This window comes from [Clostridium] innocuum (assembly GCA_012317185.1).
Lineage (GTDB): Bacteria > Bacillota_I > Bacilli_A > Erysipelotrichales > Erysipelotrichaceae > Clostridium_AQ > Clostridium_AQ innocuum.
Map to the genome: position 1 here is coordinate 944,632 of CP048838.1, position 19,714 is coordinate 964,345.

General features: G+C 46.6%; 17 protein-coding genes. All 17 read right to left on the minus strand.

The genetic code is table 11. The annotated features are described in order from the left end of the window. Positions 1 to 7: 7 nt before the first annotated feature. A complete protein-coding gene (locus G4D54_04650; protein ID QJA01762.1) occupies positions 8 to 361 on the minus strand; it encodes a glutamyl-tRNA amidotransferase in 354 nt (117 codons plus the stop codon). A 14-nt stretch (positions 362 to 375) separates the two neighbouring features. Beyond that, positions 376 to 2,169, minus strand: a complete 1,794-nt coding sequence (locus G4D54_04655; protein ID QJA01763.1) for a type IV secretory system conjugative DNA transfer family protein — start codon at positions 2,167 to 2,169, stop codon at positions 376 to 378. Beyond that, a complete protein-coding gene (locus G4D54_04660) occupies positions 2,156 to 2,353 on the minus strand; it encodes a hypothetical protein (protein ID QJA01764.1) in 198 nt (65 codons plus the stop codon). Before G4D54_04660 ends, G4D54_04655 begins: the two co-directional genes overlap by 14 nt. 15 nt (positions 2,354 to 2,368) lie before the next feature. Next, on the minus strand, positions 2,369 to 3,232 hold the full coding sequence (locus G4D54_04665; GenBank protein QJA01765.1) for a hypothetical protein: 864 nt from the start codon (positions 3,230 to 3,232) through the stop codon (positions 2,369 to 2,371). A 6-nt stretch (positions 3,233 to 3,238) separates the two neighbouring features. Next, complete coding sequence (locus G4D54_04670; GenBank protein ID QJA01766.1) at positions 3,239 to 4,054, minus strand: PcfB family protein; 816 nt, start codon at positions 4,052 to 4,054, stop codon at positions 3,239 to 3,241. Continuing rightward, a complete protein-coding gene (locus G4D54_04675; GenBank protein QJA01767.1) occupies positions 3,996 to 5,405 on the minus strand; it encodes a relaxase/mobilization nuclease domain-containing protein in 1,410 nt (469 codons plus the stop codon). Before G4D54_04675 ends, G4D54_04670 begins: the two co-directional genes overlap by 59 nt. After that, a complete protein-coding gene (locus G4D54_04680) occupies positions 5,405 to 5,737 on the minus strand; it encodes a ribbon-helix-helix protein, CopG family (GenBank protein QJA01768.1) in 333 nt (110 codons plus the stop codon). The genes G4D54_04675 and G4D54_04680 overlap by 1 nt, the downstream gene beginning before the upstream one ends. Further along, a complete protein-coding gene (locus G4D54_04685; GenBank protein ID QJA01769.1) occupies positions 5,697 to 5,837 on the minus strand; it encodes a DUF3789 domain-containing protein in 141 nt (46 codons plus the stop codon). The genes G4D54_04680 and G4D54_04685 overlap by 41 nt, the downstream gene beginning before the upstream one ends. Positions 5,838 to 5,942: 105 nt before the next feature. Further along, positions 5,943 to 6,332 carry a hypothetical protein gene (locus tag G4D54_04690; GenBank protein QJA01770.1) on the minus strand — a complete coding sequence of 130 codons (390 nt, stop codon included), beginning with the start codon at positions 6,330 to 6,332 and terminating at the stop codon, positions 5,943 to 5,945. Then, entirely contained in the window at positions 6,310 to 7,293 is a 984-nt protein-coding gene (locus G4D54_04695) for a DUF3991 domain-containing protein (GenBank protein QJA01771.1), read from the minus strand. Before G4D54_04695 ends, G4D54_04690 begins: the two co-directional genes overlap by 23 nt. Positions 7,294 to 7,372: 79 nt before the next feature. Continuing rightward, positions 7,373 to 9,193, minus strand: coding sequence for a hypothetical protein (locus G4D54_04700; protein QJA01772.1), 1,821 nt, complete (start codon positions 9,191 to 9,193; stop codon positions 7,373 to 7,375). A 112-nt stretch (positions 9,194 to 9,305) separates the two neighbouring features. Then, a complete protein-coding gene (locus G4D54_04705) occupies positions 9,306 to 9,683 on the minus strand; it encodes a hypothetical protein (GenBank protein QJA01773.1) in 378 nt (125 codons plus the stop codon). 32 nt (positions 9,684 to 9,715) lie between these two features. Beyond that, the gene (locus tag G4D54_04710; protein ID QJA01774.1) at positions 9,716 to 18,046 is read right to left on the minus strand and encodes a DEAD/DEAH box helicase family protein; all 8,331 of its coding nucleotides are present in this window, start codon (positions 18,044 to 18,046) and stop codon (positions 9,716 to 9,718) included. A gap of 15 nt (positions 18,047 to 18,061) precedes the next feature. Next, positions 18,062 to 18,286, minus strand: a complete 225-nt coding sequence (locus tag G4D54_04715; protein QJA01775.1) for a hypothetical protein — start codon at positions 18,284 to 18,286, stop codon at positions 18,062 to 18,064. 12 nt (positions 18,287 to 18,298) lie between these two features. After that, positions 18,299 to 18,904 carry a hypothetical protein gene (locus G4D54_04720; GenBank protein QJA01776.1) on the minus strand — a complete coding sequence of 202 codons (606 nt, stop codon included), beginning with the start codon at positions 18,902 to 18,904 and terminating at the stop codon, positions 18,299 to 18,301. Between the two features lie 131 nt (positions 18,905 to 19,035). Continuing rightward, entirely contained in the window at positions 19,036 to 19,311 is a 276-nt protein-coding gene (locus G4D54_04725; protein ID QJA01777.1) for a hypothetical protein, read from the minus strand. Positions 19,312 to 19,320: 9 nt separating this feature from the next. Beyond that, a complete protein-coding gene (locus G4D54_04730; protein ID QJA01778.1) occupies positions 19,321 to 19,626 on the minus strand; it encodes a hypothetical protein in 306 nt (101 codons plus the stop codon). Positions 19,627 to 19,714: the final 88 nt, after the last annotated feature.

Below are 19,714 nucleotides of genomic sequence, written 5' to 3' on the forward strand. Positions count from 1 at the left end.
CGTTATCTTAGCCTGTAATCAGGGTAAGGATCTCCTTTGCAAAGGTAATGACTACACCGCCCGCAAGTGTCAGGAATCCATTCGCTCTCTGGGAAGGGTCATGGGATTTCAGAGAAAGGCCGATCTGTACGATACCAAAGCCGAGCATGATCATACCAACAGCCCTGACCAGTCCGAAAATGAAGTCGGAGAGATTGTTGACTACGGTAATGGGATCGTTGGCGGCAAATGCCGTCGTGGTAAAACAGGTCATACAAAGCACTGCACCTGCATATGCCACCAAGGCTCTTTTGGTCTTTCTGCTCATCGGCAGCTTCACGGTTTCTTTCTTCTTGGTATCCTTCTTGTTAAAAAATTTCATAGATAAATCCTCCTTTAGATGTTAAACATTTCTTCCAAATCCTCATCGGACAGAAGTTCATAAGTTGTGTTGACAGATGCAATGCTTACGGCATTCTCTGGAATTTCACTGTCAAACATGAGTGTAGCGACAGCCTGTGTCGGCTCTCCGTGGATATACGGCGGCTGGCCGCCATCCACCGTCAGCTTCACATTCGGGTGCTTCAGGATGTCGTACTTAAGATCCATAACCGGACGCTCCCCACGGATAAACAGCAGTGCATAACGGTTATCCAGCATCCGCACCTCATCCGGGGTCATCAGTTCACGTCCTGAAATCTGATAGTTGGTCGAATAGTTTCCGCTGCGCCCGGAGCTTTTTCCATAGGTGTTCGTATCAATGGTTTCCTTCCCTAAAAGCTCGGACACATATTTGTGGGTACTCTGTTCGTTGCCGCCCAGATACAGAAATTCATCACAGTTGCCCACAATGCTTTCCCATTGCTTTTCAAAGAGTGCCTTAAGCTGTGCCAGATTCTGAAGAATGATGCTGACGGATACGCCACGGGAGCGCATCACAGAAAGAATCTTGTCAAAATCATCCGGCAGGCTCACGTTGGCAAACTCGTCCATGATGAAATGGCAGTGGACAGGCAGGCTGCCTCCGTACTTGTGGTCGGCAAGATAAAAGAGCTGCTGGAAAAGCTGCGTATAAAGGATACTGACAAGAAAGTTAAAACTCGTATCGTTGTCTGGTATCAGAGCGAACAAAGCAACTTTCTTTTCGCCTAAAGAGGGCAGATCAAGCTCATCCGTAGCTGTCAAACCGGCAAGGCTCTCCAGATTGAATTTTTCAAGCCTTGCGGCAAGGGTGATCTGGATGCTCTTTAAGGTCTTAGCCGAACCGGAGTGATAATCCCTGTAATACTTCAGGGCGATATGCTCCGGGTTATCCAATTCCAACCGGTCAAACAGTTCATCCAGAGGACTGACATAGCTATCATCATCCTCCCGAACTTCACCAGCCCGTAAAAGCTCCATGACCATTGGGAAGTTCTGTTCATCAGGCGGCGCTTCGTATTTCAGATAAAACACCAGTGCCAGAAGCAGCATACTGGCCGCTGTATCCCAGAAGGGGTCTTGCGACTGTGCGCCTTTGGGCGTGGTTGCCTTAAAAAGATTGGTCACCAGCCTTTGTACATCGTTGTCATTCCTAAGATAAACAAAGGGATTGTAACAATGGCTTCGGTGCATATTGATCAGATCAAGGACTCGCACTTCATAGCCTTTCTTTTCCAACAGACCGCCAATGTCACGGACAATTTCTCCTTTCGGATCGAGGATCACGAAAGAGGTATTGCACTGCATGGCATTGGGCTTACAGAAAAATCTTGTTTTTCCTGCGCCGGAACCGCCGCATACTAAAATGTTCAGGTTTCTGCGGTGTTTTCTGCCATCCAGACCAATACGGACATTCTGTGTCAGCAGCTTATTTGCGGACGGATCTTTATCCCGGTACTTCTTATTCAAAGTCCCGGTGTTGCCCCATTTTGCCGAGCCATGCTCCTCCCGTCTGCGGTAGTTCCTGCGGGTAGAGAAATAAATGCCAATCCCCATTGCATAAGCAAGCAAAAAAAGAAGGACCGTTTTTAAGCTGTCCTCACACATCCTGATTGCAAAAGGGTGGCGCATCGCCACAGGTAATCCATTGACGATCTCTACCATGCCTCCACTGACATAGGGTGCTGTCAGCAGGGCAAACCATACGACGGGAACAATCCCGCAGACAGAAAGGATGATGCTCATTTTCTGGTCGTTATCGTTCCTCATGACACTTACAGGGAAGCACCCTGACTTTCTTTGTCGGGGCATTGGCTACCTTGTCGATCAGCTCATCCACAGGCTCAGTGGGGCGTTCCTCCTGTATCTGCCGTGTCCGCAAGGTATTTAAGGCATTGATCACGATATTCCTGTCGTACCTATCCAGTGCGATATGGTATCGTTCTTCTTTCATAGGCCCTACCTCCGATTAGCGTTCCTGTTCCTTATTCTTAGGCGGTCTGCTCTTTTCCAGGCTCTTAAACATGTCACTCTGGATTTCTCCCAGAACATCACGCATGGAGTTAAGCTCGCCTTTGAACACCTGCGTATCCATTTCCGAAAATTCACCCGGAAGCCGGTCAAAACTGAACCCTCTGGTATCTACGCCATAGCGCTCACTGACCATATAGGCGACACAGAAGGATTTGAAATCGGAAGCGTCACGGCTTTCATTGTGTTTGAAGTCAAAGACCGCTGCAGAAACTTCCTTTGCCATGCTCACAAAAAGCTGTTCTTCGGAAAGGCCGGTCTTAATAAAAATCGTCTGCTGCTTACTGTCGTAGTAGGCAGGCATTTCCAGATCGCCAACCGGAACAAAGGGAACCGGGCTTGCATCGATCAGGGCAGAAACAAGCTCCCGCATGTTTTTTCTCTCCGGTGCCTGCACTTTTCCTGCCGCAGAGGTTTCGGAAATGTCATAGACAACCTTTGCATTATAGCCGACTGCCTTTGAACCATCCTCACGGGTATATTCCTTCCCCGGTTCAAGAATGACGATCTTGTGTGCATCCTTGTTGACATAGATCCGATTCTGCTTCCATGTGCTGTAATCTTTCAGCTGCACTGCATCGGGTTTCTGGGCAGATACCAAAATGGCATTGGCAACCGAGTAACGGTCAAAACGACTCTGTACATCCAGGTACTGGCGGAAACTGTCGCCGTTTGTCATCATTTCCGCACAGGTACTGTCGATCAGCTCATAGGCTTCCTTACGCTGTTCCTGCTTCTGGGCAGCCCACTGTGCTTTATCAAACGGTTTGCTGCCGCCGTTAAATACATCATAAATACTCATCATCATTTACCTCGTTTCTTTGGATTTTGGTTTCTTTTTCCGCCTTGGCGGCTGTTTATGCTCTGTTTTTCCTGCTGGCGGTTTCTTGGCTCTGTCAGAAGCAGAGCTTTTGTCCAGGGAAGGGGAAGCCTCCGCTTCCTGCTCCTTACGGCTCTCTTTGATTTTCCGCAGTTCCTCTCTGACAGAAGGTTTTTCCTTAGTCATAGTAGCCCCCTCTGCGGATTTCTTTGGCTGCTCTAAGATAGGCTCGGACTGAGGGGATTTTTCGGTCTTTGCCACAGAGGGGTTTTCCGGGGCATGTTCCTCCTTCTGAACCGGCGCACCCATCAGTGCGTCAAGAAGTTTATCTTTCTCTGCCTTTTCCTGTACTCCGATGTCTGGCTCCGGCTGGCCGTCCTTCGTATCTTTGGACTTTTCTGTTTCCGTCACAATAGACGCCGTGCTTTCGGATGCCAGTTTGAAGCGCTCCGCAATACGGCTGATCTTAGATGCATCCTCCGCACGGGCGATCACATCCACCTCGGCATTGGGATCTTTGTTTTTTCGGTCAGCAAGCACACAGTAGAGGACACCGTATTTCTTGGCTTCCTGTGTGAACTTCTTTAAATCACCATTCTTGACGGTAAAGACTTTCAGTTCCTTTCCAGAGCGCAGCATGTTGGTGAGTCTTGCCTTACCTTTGGTTTTCTTTTCTTCTTTGAGAATGGAATACAAGAGGATGGCAATGTTTTTCGCTCCGGCTCCGGTAATCCTGGCGGCGACTTCAAATCCCTCCAAGCTCATTCGGACGATCTGTTCTGCCGCTTCGCCGCTTGTGTTCATTCATCATCAGCTCCTTTCTTTGCTGTTCTTCATCTGCCCGTATGGTTTTCAGCTTTTCCTTGAGGGTATCGTTACGGGCCTCGATCCCCTCGCACAGTTTCACCTCCTTTCGGATCACTCGCAATCGTTTGGAAAGATCGGAAAGCTGTGACTGTATCGCTTCCTTTTCTTCACCGCTCATCTTGCGGGATTGGGAATAAAGCCCCTTGCGCTTTTGAAGCAGGTCAGCCATTTCCGTTTCCAAAGATTCCTTATAAGAACAAAGCTGCTCTACCGTATCAATGCGATTCCGGCAAAGCAGCCTTGTTTCCTGCGATATGGCTTCCATCTTCATCAGGTCATCCTTTAAAAGATAATGAAGCCTTGCATAATTCTGTTTTCTGTTTTTCGGAAGAATACCAAGCCTGTAACAGTAATGCAGATACAGCCCCCGCAGCCCGCCGATTTTCTTTGCTCCTTTCAGAGTGCCTTTCAGGCGGTACACCGGGATTGGTTTTTGTGGCCCGGCAAACCGGGAAAATTTCACTGCATAGGAGTTCTCCCGGATGCGCTCCATGATCCTCTCGTTGGTATAATCATCTCCCAGTTTATAAAGCCGCTTGGGGCGCTTCCAGCCTTTCCCCATGATCGTCCAGTATTTCCGGTTCGGATCAAACCGGACATGGTATCCCATTTCCGCCATCTGACGGTCAAAGTCTTTCAGGGTAAAGGACTTGCTGATCGCTTCATCCACCGCCTGCCTTGCCACGTTGTCCCGTGTAGGCATCCCATTCTTTTCCGCCTGATAAAGCGCATAGGGTTTCTTTCTGCCGCTTGGATGTTCTATGACCGAAAGGGCATATTCCCGACACAGCTCATCGGAGCGCTGGCGAAGCAGTCGAAGATTGGCTTTGTTATCGTGGTAATGTTTCCCGTCCATAAAAGAAACCGAGTTCACAACAAAGTGATTGTGAAGGCAGTCCGTATTCAGATGGGTAGCAACGATTACCTGAAACCTGTCGCCCCACATCCGCTGTGCAAGCCTGACTCCGATTTCGTGTGCCTGTTTGGGCGTGACCTCTCCCGATTTAAAACTCTGGAACCCGTGATAGCAGATGATCTCACTTTCATCATTCCACTGTGCTTTGGCGATCATCATTTCCTCTCTGGCAGAAGCAGGATCACAGTTGACACCTGTAACAAAAAAACGCTGCTCCGTCTTATCCTGATTGGTCGCATATTCCATCACATCCACCAAAGCCTGAAGTTCTGTTTCCGAGTAATTGGGATTGGCAGTCTTTTCCGGGTTTTCGGCATAGTCAATCGGATGGTCAAGCCTGCCCCGTACATCCCAGATCTCACAGACTGCCATTATCCTGATTGCCTTTGAGGAAGCAGATATTTTTTTCGGACATCCACCTGAAACTCATGCCACTTCTTTGCTTCCTGTGAAAGCATGGGGGCGTCTACAAATCCCAGGGCATTGGCTTTTGCAGCAAGCTGGTTGATACGGTTGCCGATGGCAGACAGTTCCCGCATGATTTTATAAAATTCAGGATCGGGCTTTTCACAAAGTCGGTAGCCCTTGACCATTTCCCGCAGGAACGCTTCTTTGGAGCGGCCGGATTTTTTTACAAGCTCATAGAGATGCTGTGCTTCTTCCTCATTCAGACGAAACAGGATCTGTACGCTTCGGTTTCTCATTTTCCACATCCTTTCTGGCGTAGAGCCGATTGATCTGCAGGCAGCACATCAGTACAACGCCGAAAATTCCGCCCAGGGTAAACGCAATAAATTCACTCATTCTTAAACTCCTTTCTTCTGCCGGGGTATTAGGGGCTGCCCCCTAACAAGCGAATTTGGCATCCAGAAGCTATCTGGATAACCAAATTCAGTGCTTGGTAAGACATCACTCCTCGCACTCGTCCTCATACACACATTCTCCGCAAACGGAACAGAAGTACGGGCAACCCAAACAGCAGTCGTCCTCATCCGTTTCTTCCTCGACAGATTCTTCAAGACCGTCCTCCCGGTCTACGGTGATGGCAGCTTCACCGCCAATGAAATCCTCATCCGAAAAGTCGATCAGGTCAGTGTCAAACAGGATGGTTTCTGTCTTTTCTTTTGCCTGTTCCGGGGTTTCCGCATAAACGGAAATGGTCTTTTGATAGTGTCCAGTCAGAGTAACCTTAAATTTTTTCAATGAATTTTCCTCGCTTTCTTTCTTCAATTTGATTTCAATGCCGTGGTTTTTCCTGCTAAAAATCAGTGGACAATCAACGGGCATCCCTCCTTTCATGGTTCCGATTCGGCCTTGCAATTCCTAAATAGGACAATAAAAAATCGTTGAAATCCTTACCGACAGGCGGTGGATCATCAACGATCTGGTAGTTTTTCTGCAACAATTCTTTTAAGGCGGCAGTACAAAGCCTGCCTGTTTTGTCATTGTCCAGATGCAGAAAAATGGTCTTTACTTGTGGATTTGCCTTCAAAAAGGTGGAAAGGGCAATGGGGATTTTGCTGTCCTTTATCTCTTTCTTTGGCTGATACACGCCCGAAAGAGAAAGCAGATTTTCTTTTTTGTAGTCCTTACCTTCACATTTAAGCAGGGTAGCATAGGAGAGTAAATCAATGGCTGCTTCAAACAGATGCACCGACTGGCAAGGCTCTCTTGCCAGAAGGCGGAAGGAATACCGCTTATCACTTCCCGATGCATCACCCTTAAAGGAACTGGCCATCGTTCCACGATAGGCAGCATACTTAGGGGTTCCGCTTTCATCCTTGCCGATAAAAACAACGTTGTGATACCTGGCACTTTCATAAATCGTACCGTCTGCAATGCACTCCTGAATAATCTGAAAGTCAATGCCGCGCCCGAAAAGATACTGGATCACTCGGTCACAGTCTTTATTCCTGGGTGGCAGAAGAAGCACCTTGGGTTCCTCTTTGGGTGCAGAAACAGGCGGCGGACTCCAGCTTGCGGTAATACCTGCCAGAGCTTCCACGGCTTCTACAAAGCTGTATTCCTTGACTTTGATCAGATAGTCGAGAGCTGAAACACCGCCAAAACCTCTTGACCACCAGTACCATTTACCATTGGAAATCTTCAGACTGTCGTGTTCTCTGGTACAGTAAACATTCCTCGCCACATGCTTCAGATTGTCTGGTTCATACCTCTGCAAGTAGGAAAGCAAGTCCATCTGCCGTGCCTGCTCGATCACGGCAGGGTCAAGCTGTACATAGGGTCTGTTACTTCTCATTCAATACAATCACCTCCTGAAATAGAAAAAGCCGAGGGATTTTCGTAATGAAAACCTCTCGGCTATGTAAGACGATATGCTATTGTTGTTGTAAGTTTTTTATTTTTTGTAACGCTGCATTTACTCCACCTAAAGTTTGTTTAACCTCTGGAGTAACATTACACCTAAACAAACCATTAACTACTGATAAAAACTCCATATTTATTCCTAAATGGTCATATCCTTCGTTAATGATGTCATTAAGTCTCTCAAGTACATACTCCCAAAATTCTTTACATAGAAACTCATTCCTTAATTCTAATAAATCTTCTTTATCATCTATTTGTTCATATATTTTTTCGTAGTATGGATTTACTAACCAGTATGATACTTGAATGGGTCTATATGTATCAAGAGTATCATAGTCTGCAACTGTTTTATTTCCAATCATATCGTTAAATAATGCTCCAAAACACTTATGCTCATTTGGTGTGTGTATGATTCGTTCATAGTGTTTTTTATATCCATGAATAAAACGATACATTTTTTCCGTTTCGCTTTTACGGGACAACATATGCACCAACATTGCCATATCCAATATCAGTTCTTTTGCAAAAATCTCATCTTGAGTCTGTCGTTCGTGATTTCCTTTATATCTTCCGTGAGCAACTCTATTACGAATCATATTGTTAAAATAATACATAAAATATTCAATTGCTTCTGGATACATATCGCTCTTAACTTCTTGCAGATGCCTGATTTTATCTTTCAATACTGCATTAGGGTAAATATCCATTTTAGAAAAGCGCAAAAATGTTGTTGTATCATGTAAATAATCCGCAAACACACCTTCTATTTGTATGGGTAAAATGTTATTTAAAACTTCGTATTCGCCGCGTTCATATAATTCTACTGATTTTAGCAAAATATTCTTTCTTCCTCGAAGGCATACACTTGACTGCAGCATATCTTTTAGTTCTTCTAATAGTTTATAGTCACAAATCAACTTATCTAAATCCATATTATAGCTCTCAAGATCACTGTTTTTGTGTGCATGTAAATCATCTATTTTGGGGATTTGCTCTATATATTCTGTATATTCTTCTATAGCTTCACTACTTGATTTTGTATAACAGGAATGGTGATATTGTTTTCGTGCTTTCTCTATAATAAAGTATATTTTAACTTTGAAAAATAGCGCATACGGTCTGTCTAAATCATCATCTGCTATATCTACATAATCTCGATATGGCGAAAACAAAAATTTTGCATCATAAGTGCCTTCTTTGCTTAATTTCAATGTTTCCTGTTGTTTAGCCATTTCAACACTTTGAGCATCTTGCATATCACAAAAATCCGACAATTTTGAAGATACATAATCTATGATAAACATTAGCATTTCTTTTCGAGTTCTCAAAGAATTACACTTTAAATAAAGCTCATATAGTTTTTGTTCATCAGTAGAAATATCTCTCATTAATGAATAGCTTGGTTTTGAGTTTTTTATTTTATCAGAATCTGCTTTCGTTTGATTAAGTTCTGCATCTATTCTGTTCACTTCAGCACGGTATTTTTGTATTATTACACTATACTTCTGGACAAATATTTCATCATATTCTTTTGTAACATCCGTCCATACTTCAAATGGCAATCTTTTCAGGTGAAGTATTTTGCACAATGCCATGTAATAATCCTCCTGCATTGTACATTCTATATCACTTGGCTTTATAGCTCTTATTACTGCGTTTAATAAATCAGTATCTGCATTTTCAACCTCATTGAGTACATGACTATAATATAGTTCTCCCAATTCCTTCATTGATGTCCTTGTAAAAATTTGAGTATCCATCCAATCGTCTAATTCTGTAGTTATATATAGAAAAATATTTTCACATATTTTTTGCTTTTCATCAGAAGTCATATTAAAAATCCCCCTACTGCTTTTTTGTAATCATACCACATATCAAGCAATTTTTCACTCTTGTAGCTATGTAAAAGCGGCATCAGCTATACGCCAATGCCGCCTTTGTCGGTTATAAAATTCCTGCTTTTTTCAGATACCCAACGCCATCATAACAGCCACGGAAGTAAACCGTCTGCATTTCAATATCTGTAAGATTGTTTCTAAGCTCCATAACCTTGATCAGAGCCGCACATTCCTGCTGGGATAATTCCGCTGCTTTTTCGGTATCAACAGCCTCCAGCACTTTGGGATATTGTTGAAATATCGCTTCCATCTGTTCCTGAATGGCACGGTAGTCCTCATTGCTTTCCGGCAGTTTTGCAATCACGGAGCTTAGATATTCACGAAAGATATTGCTGTGGGCATCTACAAAGGTTTCAAATCTGAACTCGTCAGACACCGCTCTCACCTCCGATAGTTTCAATTCTACACTTATTATACTGCCCATATTTCTGCAATACAAATGTGCAAAAAGGGAATTTATCGCTCCCGGCCTACGCATTTTCTTTCAGGCGCTTCCTCACTTTGCTCCGGCTCTGCGTCAAGCACAGCGGGATCTTTCTGGTCTAAATTCAGCTCGATGTTGAGGGCATTGAGCCGTTCTGATTTCTCTTTCAGTTCATCTTCAAAGGCAAACGGCTTTTCCACCTCAATCTTAGCGATTTCAAGCTGTTCTATCGTTTCTGCTTTTTTGGTTTTTGCGGCTTCCAGTTTTGCAGGGATTTTCGCAAGCTCATTTTCAATTCGGGTCAGATTACCCAGCGGATCAGTACCTAAATCCACCTTGTGCTTTGCCTTCCCGCAAAGATATAAACAGTAATGGGCATTGAAGGTATCATAGAAAACTTCCAGTTTGAACCCACGATAGCTGCCGATTTCCGCAGGCTCAGCCATCGGATATTCTTTACAGACCGCAAGAAGCATCTCGCCTGCAGCTGCTTTTTCCGTATAAGTGATCCCTTTTAAGGTCATCGGACAGAACTTTTCTTCACCCTGTGGCTGATGCTGCCGGGCAAGGGAAGCATCGGCTTCATAGCAGACAATCCGCTGCTCACACTCCTTAATGGTCTGCGGGAAGTATTTGAGTATCCTGTCCTCAAGGTCGTAATGCTCGGATAGATAGCTTTGTTTCAGCACTTTGAGCTTGGAAACCTGAATGTCTAAGTCCATTTTTTCTTTGAAACGCTCGTCCCCTGTGGCAAGCATTTTGACTTCTGCAAAGGAAAGGGCCACTTCATCCACATCTTCCGCAGAGCGAACAGGACTTTTGCTGGTCATGATCTGGGAGATAAATTTCTGCTTCGATTCCACCAGCTGATAGAGATAGGCATCAAAGGTCTGCTCCGTCACATAACGGTAAACCTGAACTTCCGGGAACATGTTTCCCTGGCGCTCAATACGTCCCTGGCGCTGTTCCAGATCGGATGGACGCCACGGGCAATCCAGATTATGAATGGCAATGAGTCTGTCCTGTACGTTGGTACCTGCACCCATCTTAGGGGTTGAACCCAGCAGCACACGGACTTCGCCGCTTCTGACCTTTGCAAACAGTTCCTTTTTCTGTGCATCACTGGTGGCTTCATGGATAAACCGTATCTGTTCGGCAGGGATGCCACGGGCAATCAGCTTTTCCCGGATGTCATCGTAGACATTAAAAGTCCCGTCATTTTTCGGGGTAGACAGGTCACAGAACACCAGCTGGGTTGCTTTCGTATCCGCATATTCTTCCCAGATACGGTACACGTTGTCCACACAGGCATTCACCTTGCTGTTGGGATCATCCGGCAGCATGGGATCAATCATTCTCTGGTCAAGGGCAAGTTTTCGCCCATCGTTGGTAATCTTGAGCATGTTGTCAACATTCGGCTCCACAAGCCTTGCACGGACTTTTTCTGCTCGTTTGGCAAGGGAAGCGACCAGTTCCGTCTGGATTTCACTTGGCTTGGTCTTGATGTTGTGGTACTTGACCGCCGGAACAGGGAGCTTCAGCATATCGGCGGTCTGAATATCCGCCACCTCCCGGAACATCAGCATCAGCTCCGGCAGGTTGAAAAACTTGGCAAAGCGGGTTTTCGCCCGGTAATTGGTTCCCTCCGGAGCCAGCTCCAAAGCGGTGACTGTCTCACCAAAGGTGGATGCCCAGCTGTCAAAATGCTGCAATCCATTCCGTAAAAGCGCATCATACTGCAAGTAGCGCTGTACCGAATACAGCTCGACCATGGAGTTGCTGATCGGGGTTCCCGTGGCAAAGATCGTTCCCCGGTTGCCTGTGATTTCATCCAGATAGCGGCACTTCATAAAAAGGTCGCTGGATTTCTGGGCTTCCGTCTGGGCGATTCCGCCTACATTTCGCATCTTGGTATAAAGATACAGGTTCTTATAAAAATGGCTCTCATCAATAAAGAGCCTGTCGATGCCGAGCTGTTCAAAATCAATGACGGTATCCTTTCGCTTGATGTCATTGAGCTTATCCAGTTTTGTCTGAATCGCCTTTCTGGTTTTCATCAGCTGCTTGACCGTGAACTGTTCGCCTTTGCTTGCCTTCACATCATCAATTCCACGCTCAATGTCATCGATCTGACGTTGAAGCTGTTCTCTCTGACGCTCAATGCTCATTGGGATTTTCTCAAACTGGCTATGCCCGATAATGACCGCATCGTAATCGCCGGTGGCAATGCGGGAACAGAACTTTTTCCGGTTGCCCGTCTCAAAGTCCTGCCTGCGGGTTACAAGGATATTGGCACTTGGGTACAGCCTGAGATACTCGGAAGCCCATTGCCCCACAAGATGATTGGGAACAACGAACATCGACTTATTGCATAATCCAAGGCGCTTGCTTTCCTGTGCCGCAGCAACCATTTCAAAGGTCTTTCCTGCGCCCACCTTGTGGGCAAGAAGTGTGTTGCCGCCATACAGGATATGGGCAATGGCATTGACCTGATGGGGCCGGAGTGTGATCTCCGGGCTGATACCGCCAAATACAATATGGCTTCCGTCATACTCACGGGGACGGACGGAATTGAACGTGTCGTTGTAATACCGCACCAGTCGGCTCCTTCGTGCCGGATCTTTCCAGATCCAATCCTGAAATGCCTGTTTGATAGCTTCCTGCTTTGCCTGCGCTGCCGTGGTTTCTTTGGCATTGAATACGGCTCTTTTATTGCCGTTTTCATCATACACATAATCAAAAATACGGGTATCACGCAGGTTTAAGGTGTCCTCAATAATACGATAGGCGGAAGCCCTTTTTGTACCATAGGTGCTGTCCGCCTTGACATTTCCGAAATCGGAACTCTTATTTTCAATAAACCAGTCGCCATTCATTGGAGTATAGCGCACTCGGATTCTTCCTGCTGCATAGCTGGAAGGGGTAAGAAGCTCCATGACAAACCGCTGAATATCCTCCTGCGGTATCCAGGTGGTACCCAGACGGACGGAGATTTCTGCCGCTGACAGGTCTTTGGGGATCACCTGCTTTAAGGCTTCTACATTGATTTCATACGCCGGATCTTCCTTTGCCGCAGCCTGTGCGCTTAGAAGTTTTGTCCGCACATTGCCGGACAGATATTCGTCAGCAGTCACATATTTTGCCGGTTCCGAAGCAGGGATACGAAAGATCACGCCCTGCAATTCCTGTACCAGTTCCTCCTGTGGTTTGCCTGTAAGCTGCTCCATATAAGGCAGGTCAACAAGCGCTTTTTCCCCAATCGAAAGGGCAAGGGCTTCACTGGCCGTTTCCACAGAAGTAACTTCTCGGTGGGGCTTGATCGTCCGCTTCGTAAACATATCTGCTTTTCGTTTGAAATTACCCTCATCATCCAGCACTTCCAAAGAGCATAACAGGAAGTAGCTCTCATCCGATGCAAAGGCCAGATAGTTGCCACGGCTGTTGATCAGCCCGTATTTTTTGGAAAACGCATCATACAGCCGGTTCAGGTTTTCCTGTTCGGTGCGTATCATTTCTTCTGGATAATCCTCCGTCTGATACTCGATGAGCTTTCTGACACAGTCACGGATCTGGATCAATCCCTTGATGCGGCTCTCTGCGGTCATAGATACTGTGGCCGGTGTCATGCGGTCATTTTCCCGGAAGTAGACTTTTCCATCCACCATGGTAAAGGAAAAATTGCGCACATTCGGGTCGGCAGGAACAGAAGCGTCCGGCTCATCCGAGATTTCATCGATCCCTTTTTCATACTCCGGGATTTCTCCCTGAATGTTCTGGACAGCTTTGCTTAACAGGTCTGCAAGTGGAATATCTTTGTATGCCTTGCAGACAGAGTCAAAACCAAAACGGGTACTTTCCATTTTCATTTCGCCCAGGATCATTTCCGGGTGCTGTACAAAATAGCTGTTCATGGTGATCCCGTTCTCATCGGTATCCAGGTGTACCCAATCCGGTTCCACATCTGCAATGCGGTCACGCTTTTGCAAAAAGAGGATGTCACTGGTGACCTCTGTCCCTGCATTGGCTCGGAACGTATTATCTGGCAGGCGGATGGCTCCTAAAAGTTCTGCCCTCTGTGCGATATATTTCCGCACCTCCGGGCTTGTTTTATCCATCGTTCCCTTGGAAGTGATAAAGGCCACTACGCCGCCGCTGCGGACTTTATCCAATGCTTTCGCAAAGAAATAATCGTGGATCAGGAATTTCTGGGCGTTGTAACGGCTGTCATTGACCTTAAAATCGCCAAACGGTACATTGCCGACAACGATGTCAAAATGGTCATCGGGAAGTTTTGTCTGCTCAAATCCCTCAATGGCAATGCTGGCTTTCTGGTAAAGCTGCTTTGCAATTCTTCCTGTAAGAGAGTCGATTTCTACACCGTGAAGCGTTGAGCCTGCCATACGATCCGGGAGCAGACCAAAGAAATTGCCGGTTCCGCAGGACGGCTCCAGAATCGTACCACCGGAAAATCCCATATGGTCAAGGGATTCGTACATGGCTTTGATGACAACCGGCGGGGTATAGAACGCTGTCAGAGTGGACTCCATGGCTGCCCGGTATTCTTCCGGGGAGAGGCTGGCGTTCAGCTCCTTAAATTCTTCTGCCCAGGCCGCATTGTTCTCGTCAAAGGCCATGGATAGACCGCCCCAGCCAACATAACGGGCAAGAACTTCCTGTTCTTCGGGGGTAGCAAGACGATGTTCCAATTCCAGCTCATGGAGCAGCTGGATGGCTGCCATGTTGTTTCTGAATTTTTCTTTTGCACCACCGACACCTAAAGTATCTTCTGTAATCCGATAATTGTGCCGGTCAGAAGAAGGAACAACTGCTTTTTCTGTCTTTTCTTCGGTCTGTGATTCAAGCGGTTTCAATCGTTCAACCTGATCTTCTGCCTTTGCTACTAAGTCTCCAAATTCCAGATCAGAAAGACAGCGTTCAATCATATCCGAAAGACCGTTGAACCTTTCTCGATGAGTCAGGCTGCTGTCGATATAAATATCCAGTGTACAATCCACCAGATCCGCATTGATCTGAAGATCATGCTCCTCATTCTCGGAAGTAGTATAGGCAAGCCCTACGCTGTGCAAATCCTCATAATCTGCCCCTAATTCGCTGTCGTATTCTTCATGGATAAATTTATCGATCAGGGCTTTTGCCTGTTCCAGTAGTTCCTCCTGTGGCTGTTGCTGTTCCAAAATCCTGCGGATATAACTGATCTTTTCCACACGATTGATCGGGAAACCAACATGGTTCTGGAACGTGATGTCACGCATAGACACATCACCGCTGATTTCTCCTACACTTTCAATCCGGTATCTTCGGTTGTCGATCACGATTTCCTTACCGATCAGGTCGGAAGAATCCTGTGAAACTCCATCTTGTTCTTTTTCTTCCTGCCCGGCAGTGGGCTGCAATTCAGCAATGAGCTGTCTGCAGATCTCTTTTTGTTCTTCATCCTCCAATTCTTCCTGCCACTGCGTCAGCTGTTCCACATAACTTTGCACATGCGCCGGATCAGCTAAATCTGCCTCGATTTTCTGAATGGCATCCTCTTTGGTTTCTCCAACTTCCAAGGTGTCCTGATACTCATATGGATCAACTTCCTCAATGAAGTCCACCAAACGCCCGGCAAGGCTTGTATTCTTATTCTCCGGGACACGGAACCAGTCATTTTCGGTTGCCATGATTTCCGCAAAGAGCTTCTCGTCCTCTGGCGTCAGAGTCTTATGCTGTTCCAGATAGGGAAGGAATACATCTCGTCCCCATTGCAGGCTCTCTATTTTCTCACGATAGAAATCCTCGCCCTGTTTCTTCCATTCGGGAATAAATGGGCAGTTGGGGGAGAGGGAGTATTCATAGAAGTTTTTGATATGGGCAATCAGATCGCCCTCGCCATCTCCAATGTCAAAGCGTCCCTCATAGTGAAAATCTTCGCCGCCGATAGTGGCCGTAATCTCAAAATCAGTCTTGTGATACCATCCAACATGATTTTCTTCCACCTGTCTTTCCCGGTGCTGCTTCTCGTCCAAAACACCCAGAAGATAATTGCCAAGGGCAAAGCTCAAATTGGTATAGCGATCCTTCAGTTCCCGGTCATAAAAGGCGGGATGTTCCGAAAAGCCGATAGAAAATACCAGACGGTCAGGCTTTGTTTCGGCAGGTGTTTCCTTGCCCTGCATTTCTGTGATGATGACCTTCAGGTGGTCATTGGCAGGATTTTCACGGAGCTTTTCTTCAAAATCCGTCCGGCTCATTTCTTTTCCAAACAGGGGAAATTCAGGATTTTGAAGGGATACAGCAGTTTCATCAAAGGCAGATACTTCATATTTATCTGCTCCCAGATACACCGTATCTCCCTCGTGATAGAGGTAGCGGACAGGGTGAAGCTCCAGAAGTTCCTGGGAAAAGCGCCATGCATTGCTCCGGCTGTAAACGCTGACGGTCTGCCTCTGCACTTTCGTCAGAAAATCAAGCATCTGCTGGACAGTGGCAGGCTCTGAAAGAAGCTGCTCCATCTGTTCGGCAGGAACATCGGAAAGGTCGGTACGATCCACCTCTTTGAGCAGATCTTTTTCGTAATGATCCAGATCACGGATAAAATCAGACAGCCGCAAAGAAAGGGTATCTCTCTTATCCGCAGGCGGAAGGTCACGGTGGGCATCAATAAAACGCTGCCTTGCCATTTTCCGCTGTGCATCAATTTCATACTGGGGAGCTTCCACACTTTCCAGAAATTCAGGATAGTGGTCTTTTTCCTTGGCATTGAAATAGCGGTCATTTTGAATCAGTTCCCTGATCCGTTTTTCTACTTTTGACCACGAAAGTACAAGGTCGGGCTTTGTATAGGAACCATGCTTTTCAATTCCGATCCCTTTACTGTCATGCCATGTCCCGCCCTGTGTCCCATCGGGATAACTGTGCGTACCGCCGCCGGTGCCGTACTCATTTTTAAGAAAGGCAATGTTGGCTTTCTTATCCTCATGCTTCTGAAATTGACGGTAGATACGGTACTTTCCATTTTCAAAGCCGCTTCCTCTTACCAGGACAGAGTCAATATCTTCCTGTGAAACAGAAAAAGCAGAGGATTTTTCGTCCTCTGCTTCTGCAATCTGTTCGATTTGTTCCTCTACGGTAGGAAGATTGGCTGTGACTTCTTCTTCATTGGCTGTGCTTAACGGTAGATCAGTTCGTTCAGGATCAGTTCCTCCGCCTGGCTGCGAATGTTGTTCATCATTCCCACCCACTGCATCTGTGCTTTCTCTTTCAGTTCCTCCGTCACGCCCTGCTCGGCTGACAGCTGCTTCGTCAGAAGTTCCAGCCTCTGGAGCGCTGCCTGTTCCGTCTGGTACAGATGCTCGTTCAACCTGCCCTGTGTCAGAAGGTTCAGATAGGTCACTCTCTTGTGCTGTTCCAGATAATCCCGGTGCATCAATGCGTATCTGCCAAGCGGAAGTTCTGGCTCTGTCGGTAATGTCAGGTCGGGAATAAGATAATCCCCCTGACGGGTATATGTGATGTTCTCCATGATGATCGCTCCTTTCGGGTTGTTTTGTGCTTCTATCATACGAAGATTGTATTTCCTGCGCAAAGGTGCGGGATTGTGTTTTTTCTGCCACCTGCACATCCCGGATCGTTTGTGAGATTTCCCGGAGTGCCATTTCCGCAATGTCACTTGTTGCAATACCAAGGGCATTTATGGTGGCAGGGGTATTAAAATTCACAATGTCCTGAAAATCCTCTCGGTCAAAGTATTCGCCCGTATCCAGACCACAGCGACTGATCAGCATAAATGCCACGCTGTTTACAGCCAGCCGCTGGTACATGACCTCAATGTTCAAATCGTCCAGTTCCTCTAAGAAACTGTCCGCCGTCACATCTTTAAGCTGTGCAAGATAGTCCTGCAGATGATCTTCTACGGCATTTTTCGCTGTTTCCATCAGGGCAGAAGCAAGATCGGTGCTTTCCAGTTCTCCAAACCTGTCAGAAAGCCGTTCCATCACAGGCTGCTCGTATCGGGTTTCCATCTGCCATATCGGAACAGGACGGCTGCCGTAATAACCTTCGTGTGTGTCTGACACATCAAAGTAATATTTCAGGGTATTCCTGCGGCCTTTGGGGTCAAATACCGCAATCCCTTTGCTGTCTTTATTTACCCAGCGCCGGAACTGTTTGTTCCAGGTTTCAATCTGTGCCACGGCAACTGCATCCGGGCGCTGGGCAAAGATTAAGAGCTGTTCGTCAAAGCGGCATTTGTAATTCCGGCAGGCAGCGGCAAGAAAGTTCTGCCATGTCTGCGGGTTCTTGGCTACCGAAATTTCTGTGCGCCGATACAGCTCGGTAATCAGCTGATACTTTGCAGCCATTTCATTTCCACCTCCTTATTGATTTTCAGGATTATTCCTTGTCCTCTCCGTCAAAAAGGAAATCACCCTGTTTGCTTTTATGCTTTTCTGCAATTCATTGATGAGCGCAATGTCCGCCACGGTAATGCCCTGGATAGAAAGAATATCGTCCATTGTCATGGCGGAGATTGCTTTTTCATCGGTAAAACCAGCGTCCAGAATCTTATTGATGACTTTGACTGCTTTCTGGTTGATCGCCATTATCTATCCTCCTTATCGTTCCATTTCTTTCTGTTTTGCAGCTTTTACAGGCTGCGCTTTCTGAATGGTTTTCAAGGCATCCTTGGCCCATTGGGGCATACGCTCCGGCTTGATCTCACCAAGGACATCATACCTTTCCCAGCGGCTATGCTCGCCGGTAGCAAGGCAGGTGCCAAAGACTGCCTGACCTCTGCCGCCGGTGGCCCCGTTTCCGCCTTCCGCAAGTACAAGCTGGTAAGCAGCGTGCTGATATTCATATCGCTTCGGTTCTGCATTGATCACAACCACCTTGCCCACAATGCTTTTATTCCTCATGTCAGGGATACAGTCAGCGACTGTAAAGGGGGTAGGGTCAAACTTGAATTTTTCCAGCTCAGCTCGTGTCTGTTCGATCTGTGCCTGCACACGGTCACAAAAAAGCTGCATGGCTTCCAGATAATCCTCTGTTCCTACGGCTTCTGTTGGCCATGGTGCGGAAAACGGATTATTGTAATCGCAGTAGCAGACTACATAAGGATGTTCCGCACGTTTATCGACACAGAAAACAACTTCTTTCTTTCCGATGTGGATACTCTGTTCCACAGCATAGTTGCCGATCATCCTTTTTTCGTCATTCATCAGCATCATCCTTTCTTTGTTTTTTCCTGTTCTGCTCGTCTAAGATTTTTCGGATACAGACATCGCAGAAAATCATTGACCTGTCCTTATATCGGGGATAGGGGCAGGTCGTACAGTCATATTTCTTCTTTTTACCGTTCACGGTCATCACTGCTTTTCTGCTTTGGGGGAGAAGGGTTGTTGTAAGGCAGACGGCATTCCGTCTGATACCGCTCATTCAGTTTCTCCCTCGCCGCAGAAAGTTCATTGACATAGCAGCCCCAGAAATAATCCGTTCCGTTTTTGCAATACCAGCAGACATAAGGGTTGGGGGCTTTCGGGTTATGACCGATCACCAATTCCGTACTCCCGATAGTACAGCTTTCTATAATCTCATAACCGGCATTGATGCGCTTTTCTTCATTCATAGGCAGACCTCATGATTCTTTTGCATAGTTGCGATAGTCTTTTTCTCCTTCGGCCCGGACACGGCGCACATGGCTGTTGCCCGCAAGCTCCGGGTGCTTTGCCTGAAGTTTTCTCCGTATCCTGCATACGCTCTCAAAACTCGGTAAGTCAAGATATTTGTACTGGGTCATGACCTCAGCGAGAGGCATTGCCCCGGCACCTTTCAGATAGGCATTGCACACCTTCAGGTAGAGCAGCATATCATCATCCCTGGTTTCCTCGTCTTTTTTCAGAATGGCCTTAATCTTGCCCTCGATGGTTTTCAGATTTTCCATTGAATACCTCCATAAAGGAAAGGGGCGGCATGTTTTGCCGCCCCTCCACGATCACTTCTTATTTCTGTGGCGGATGTTCAGCCAGATG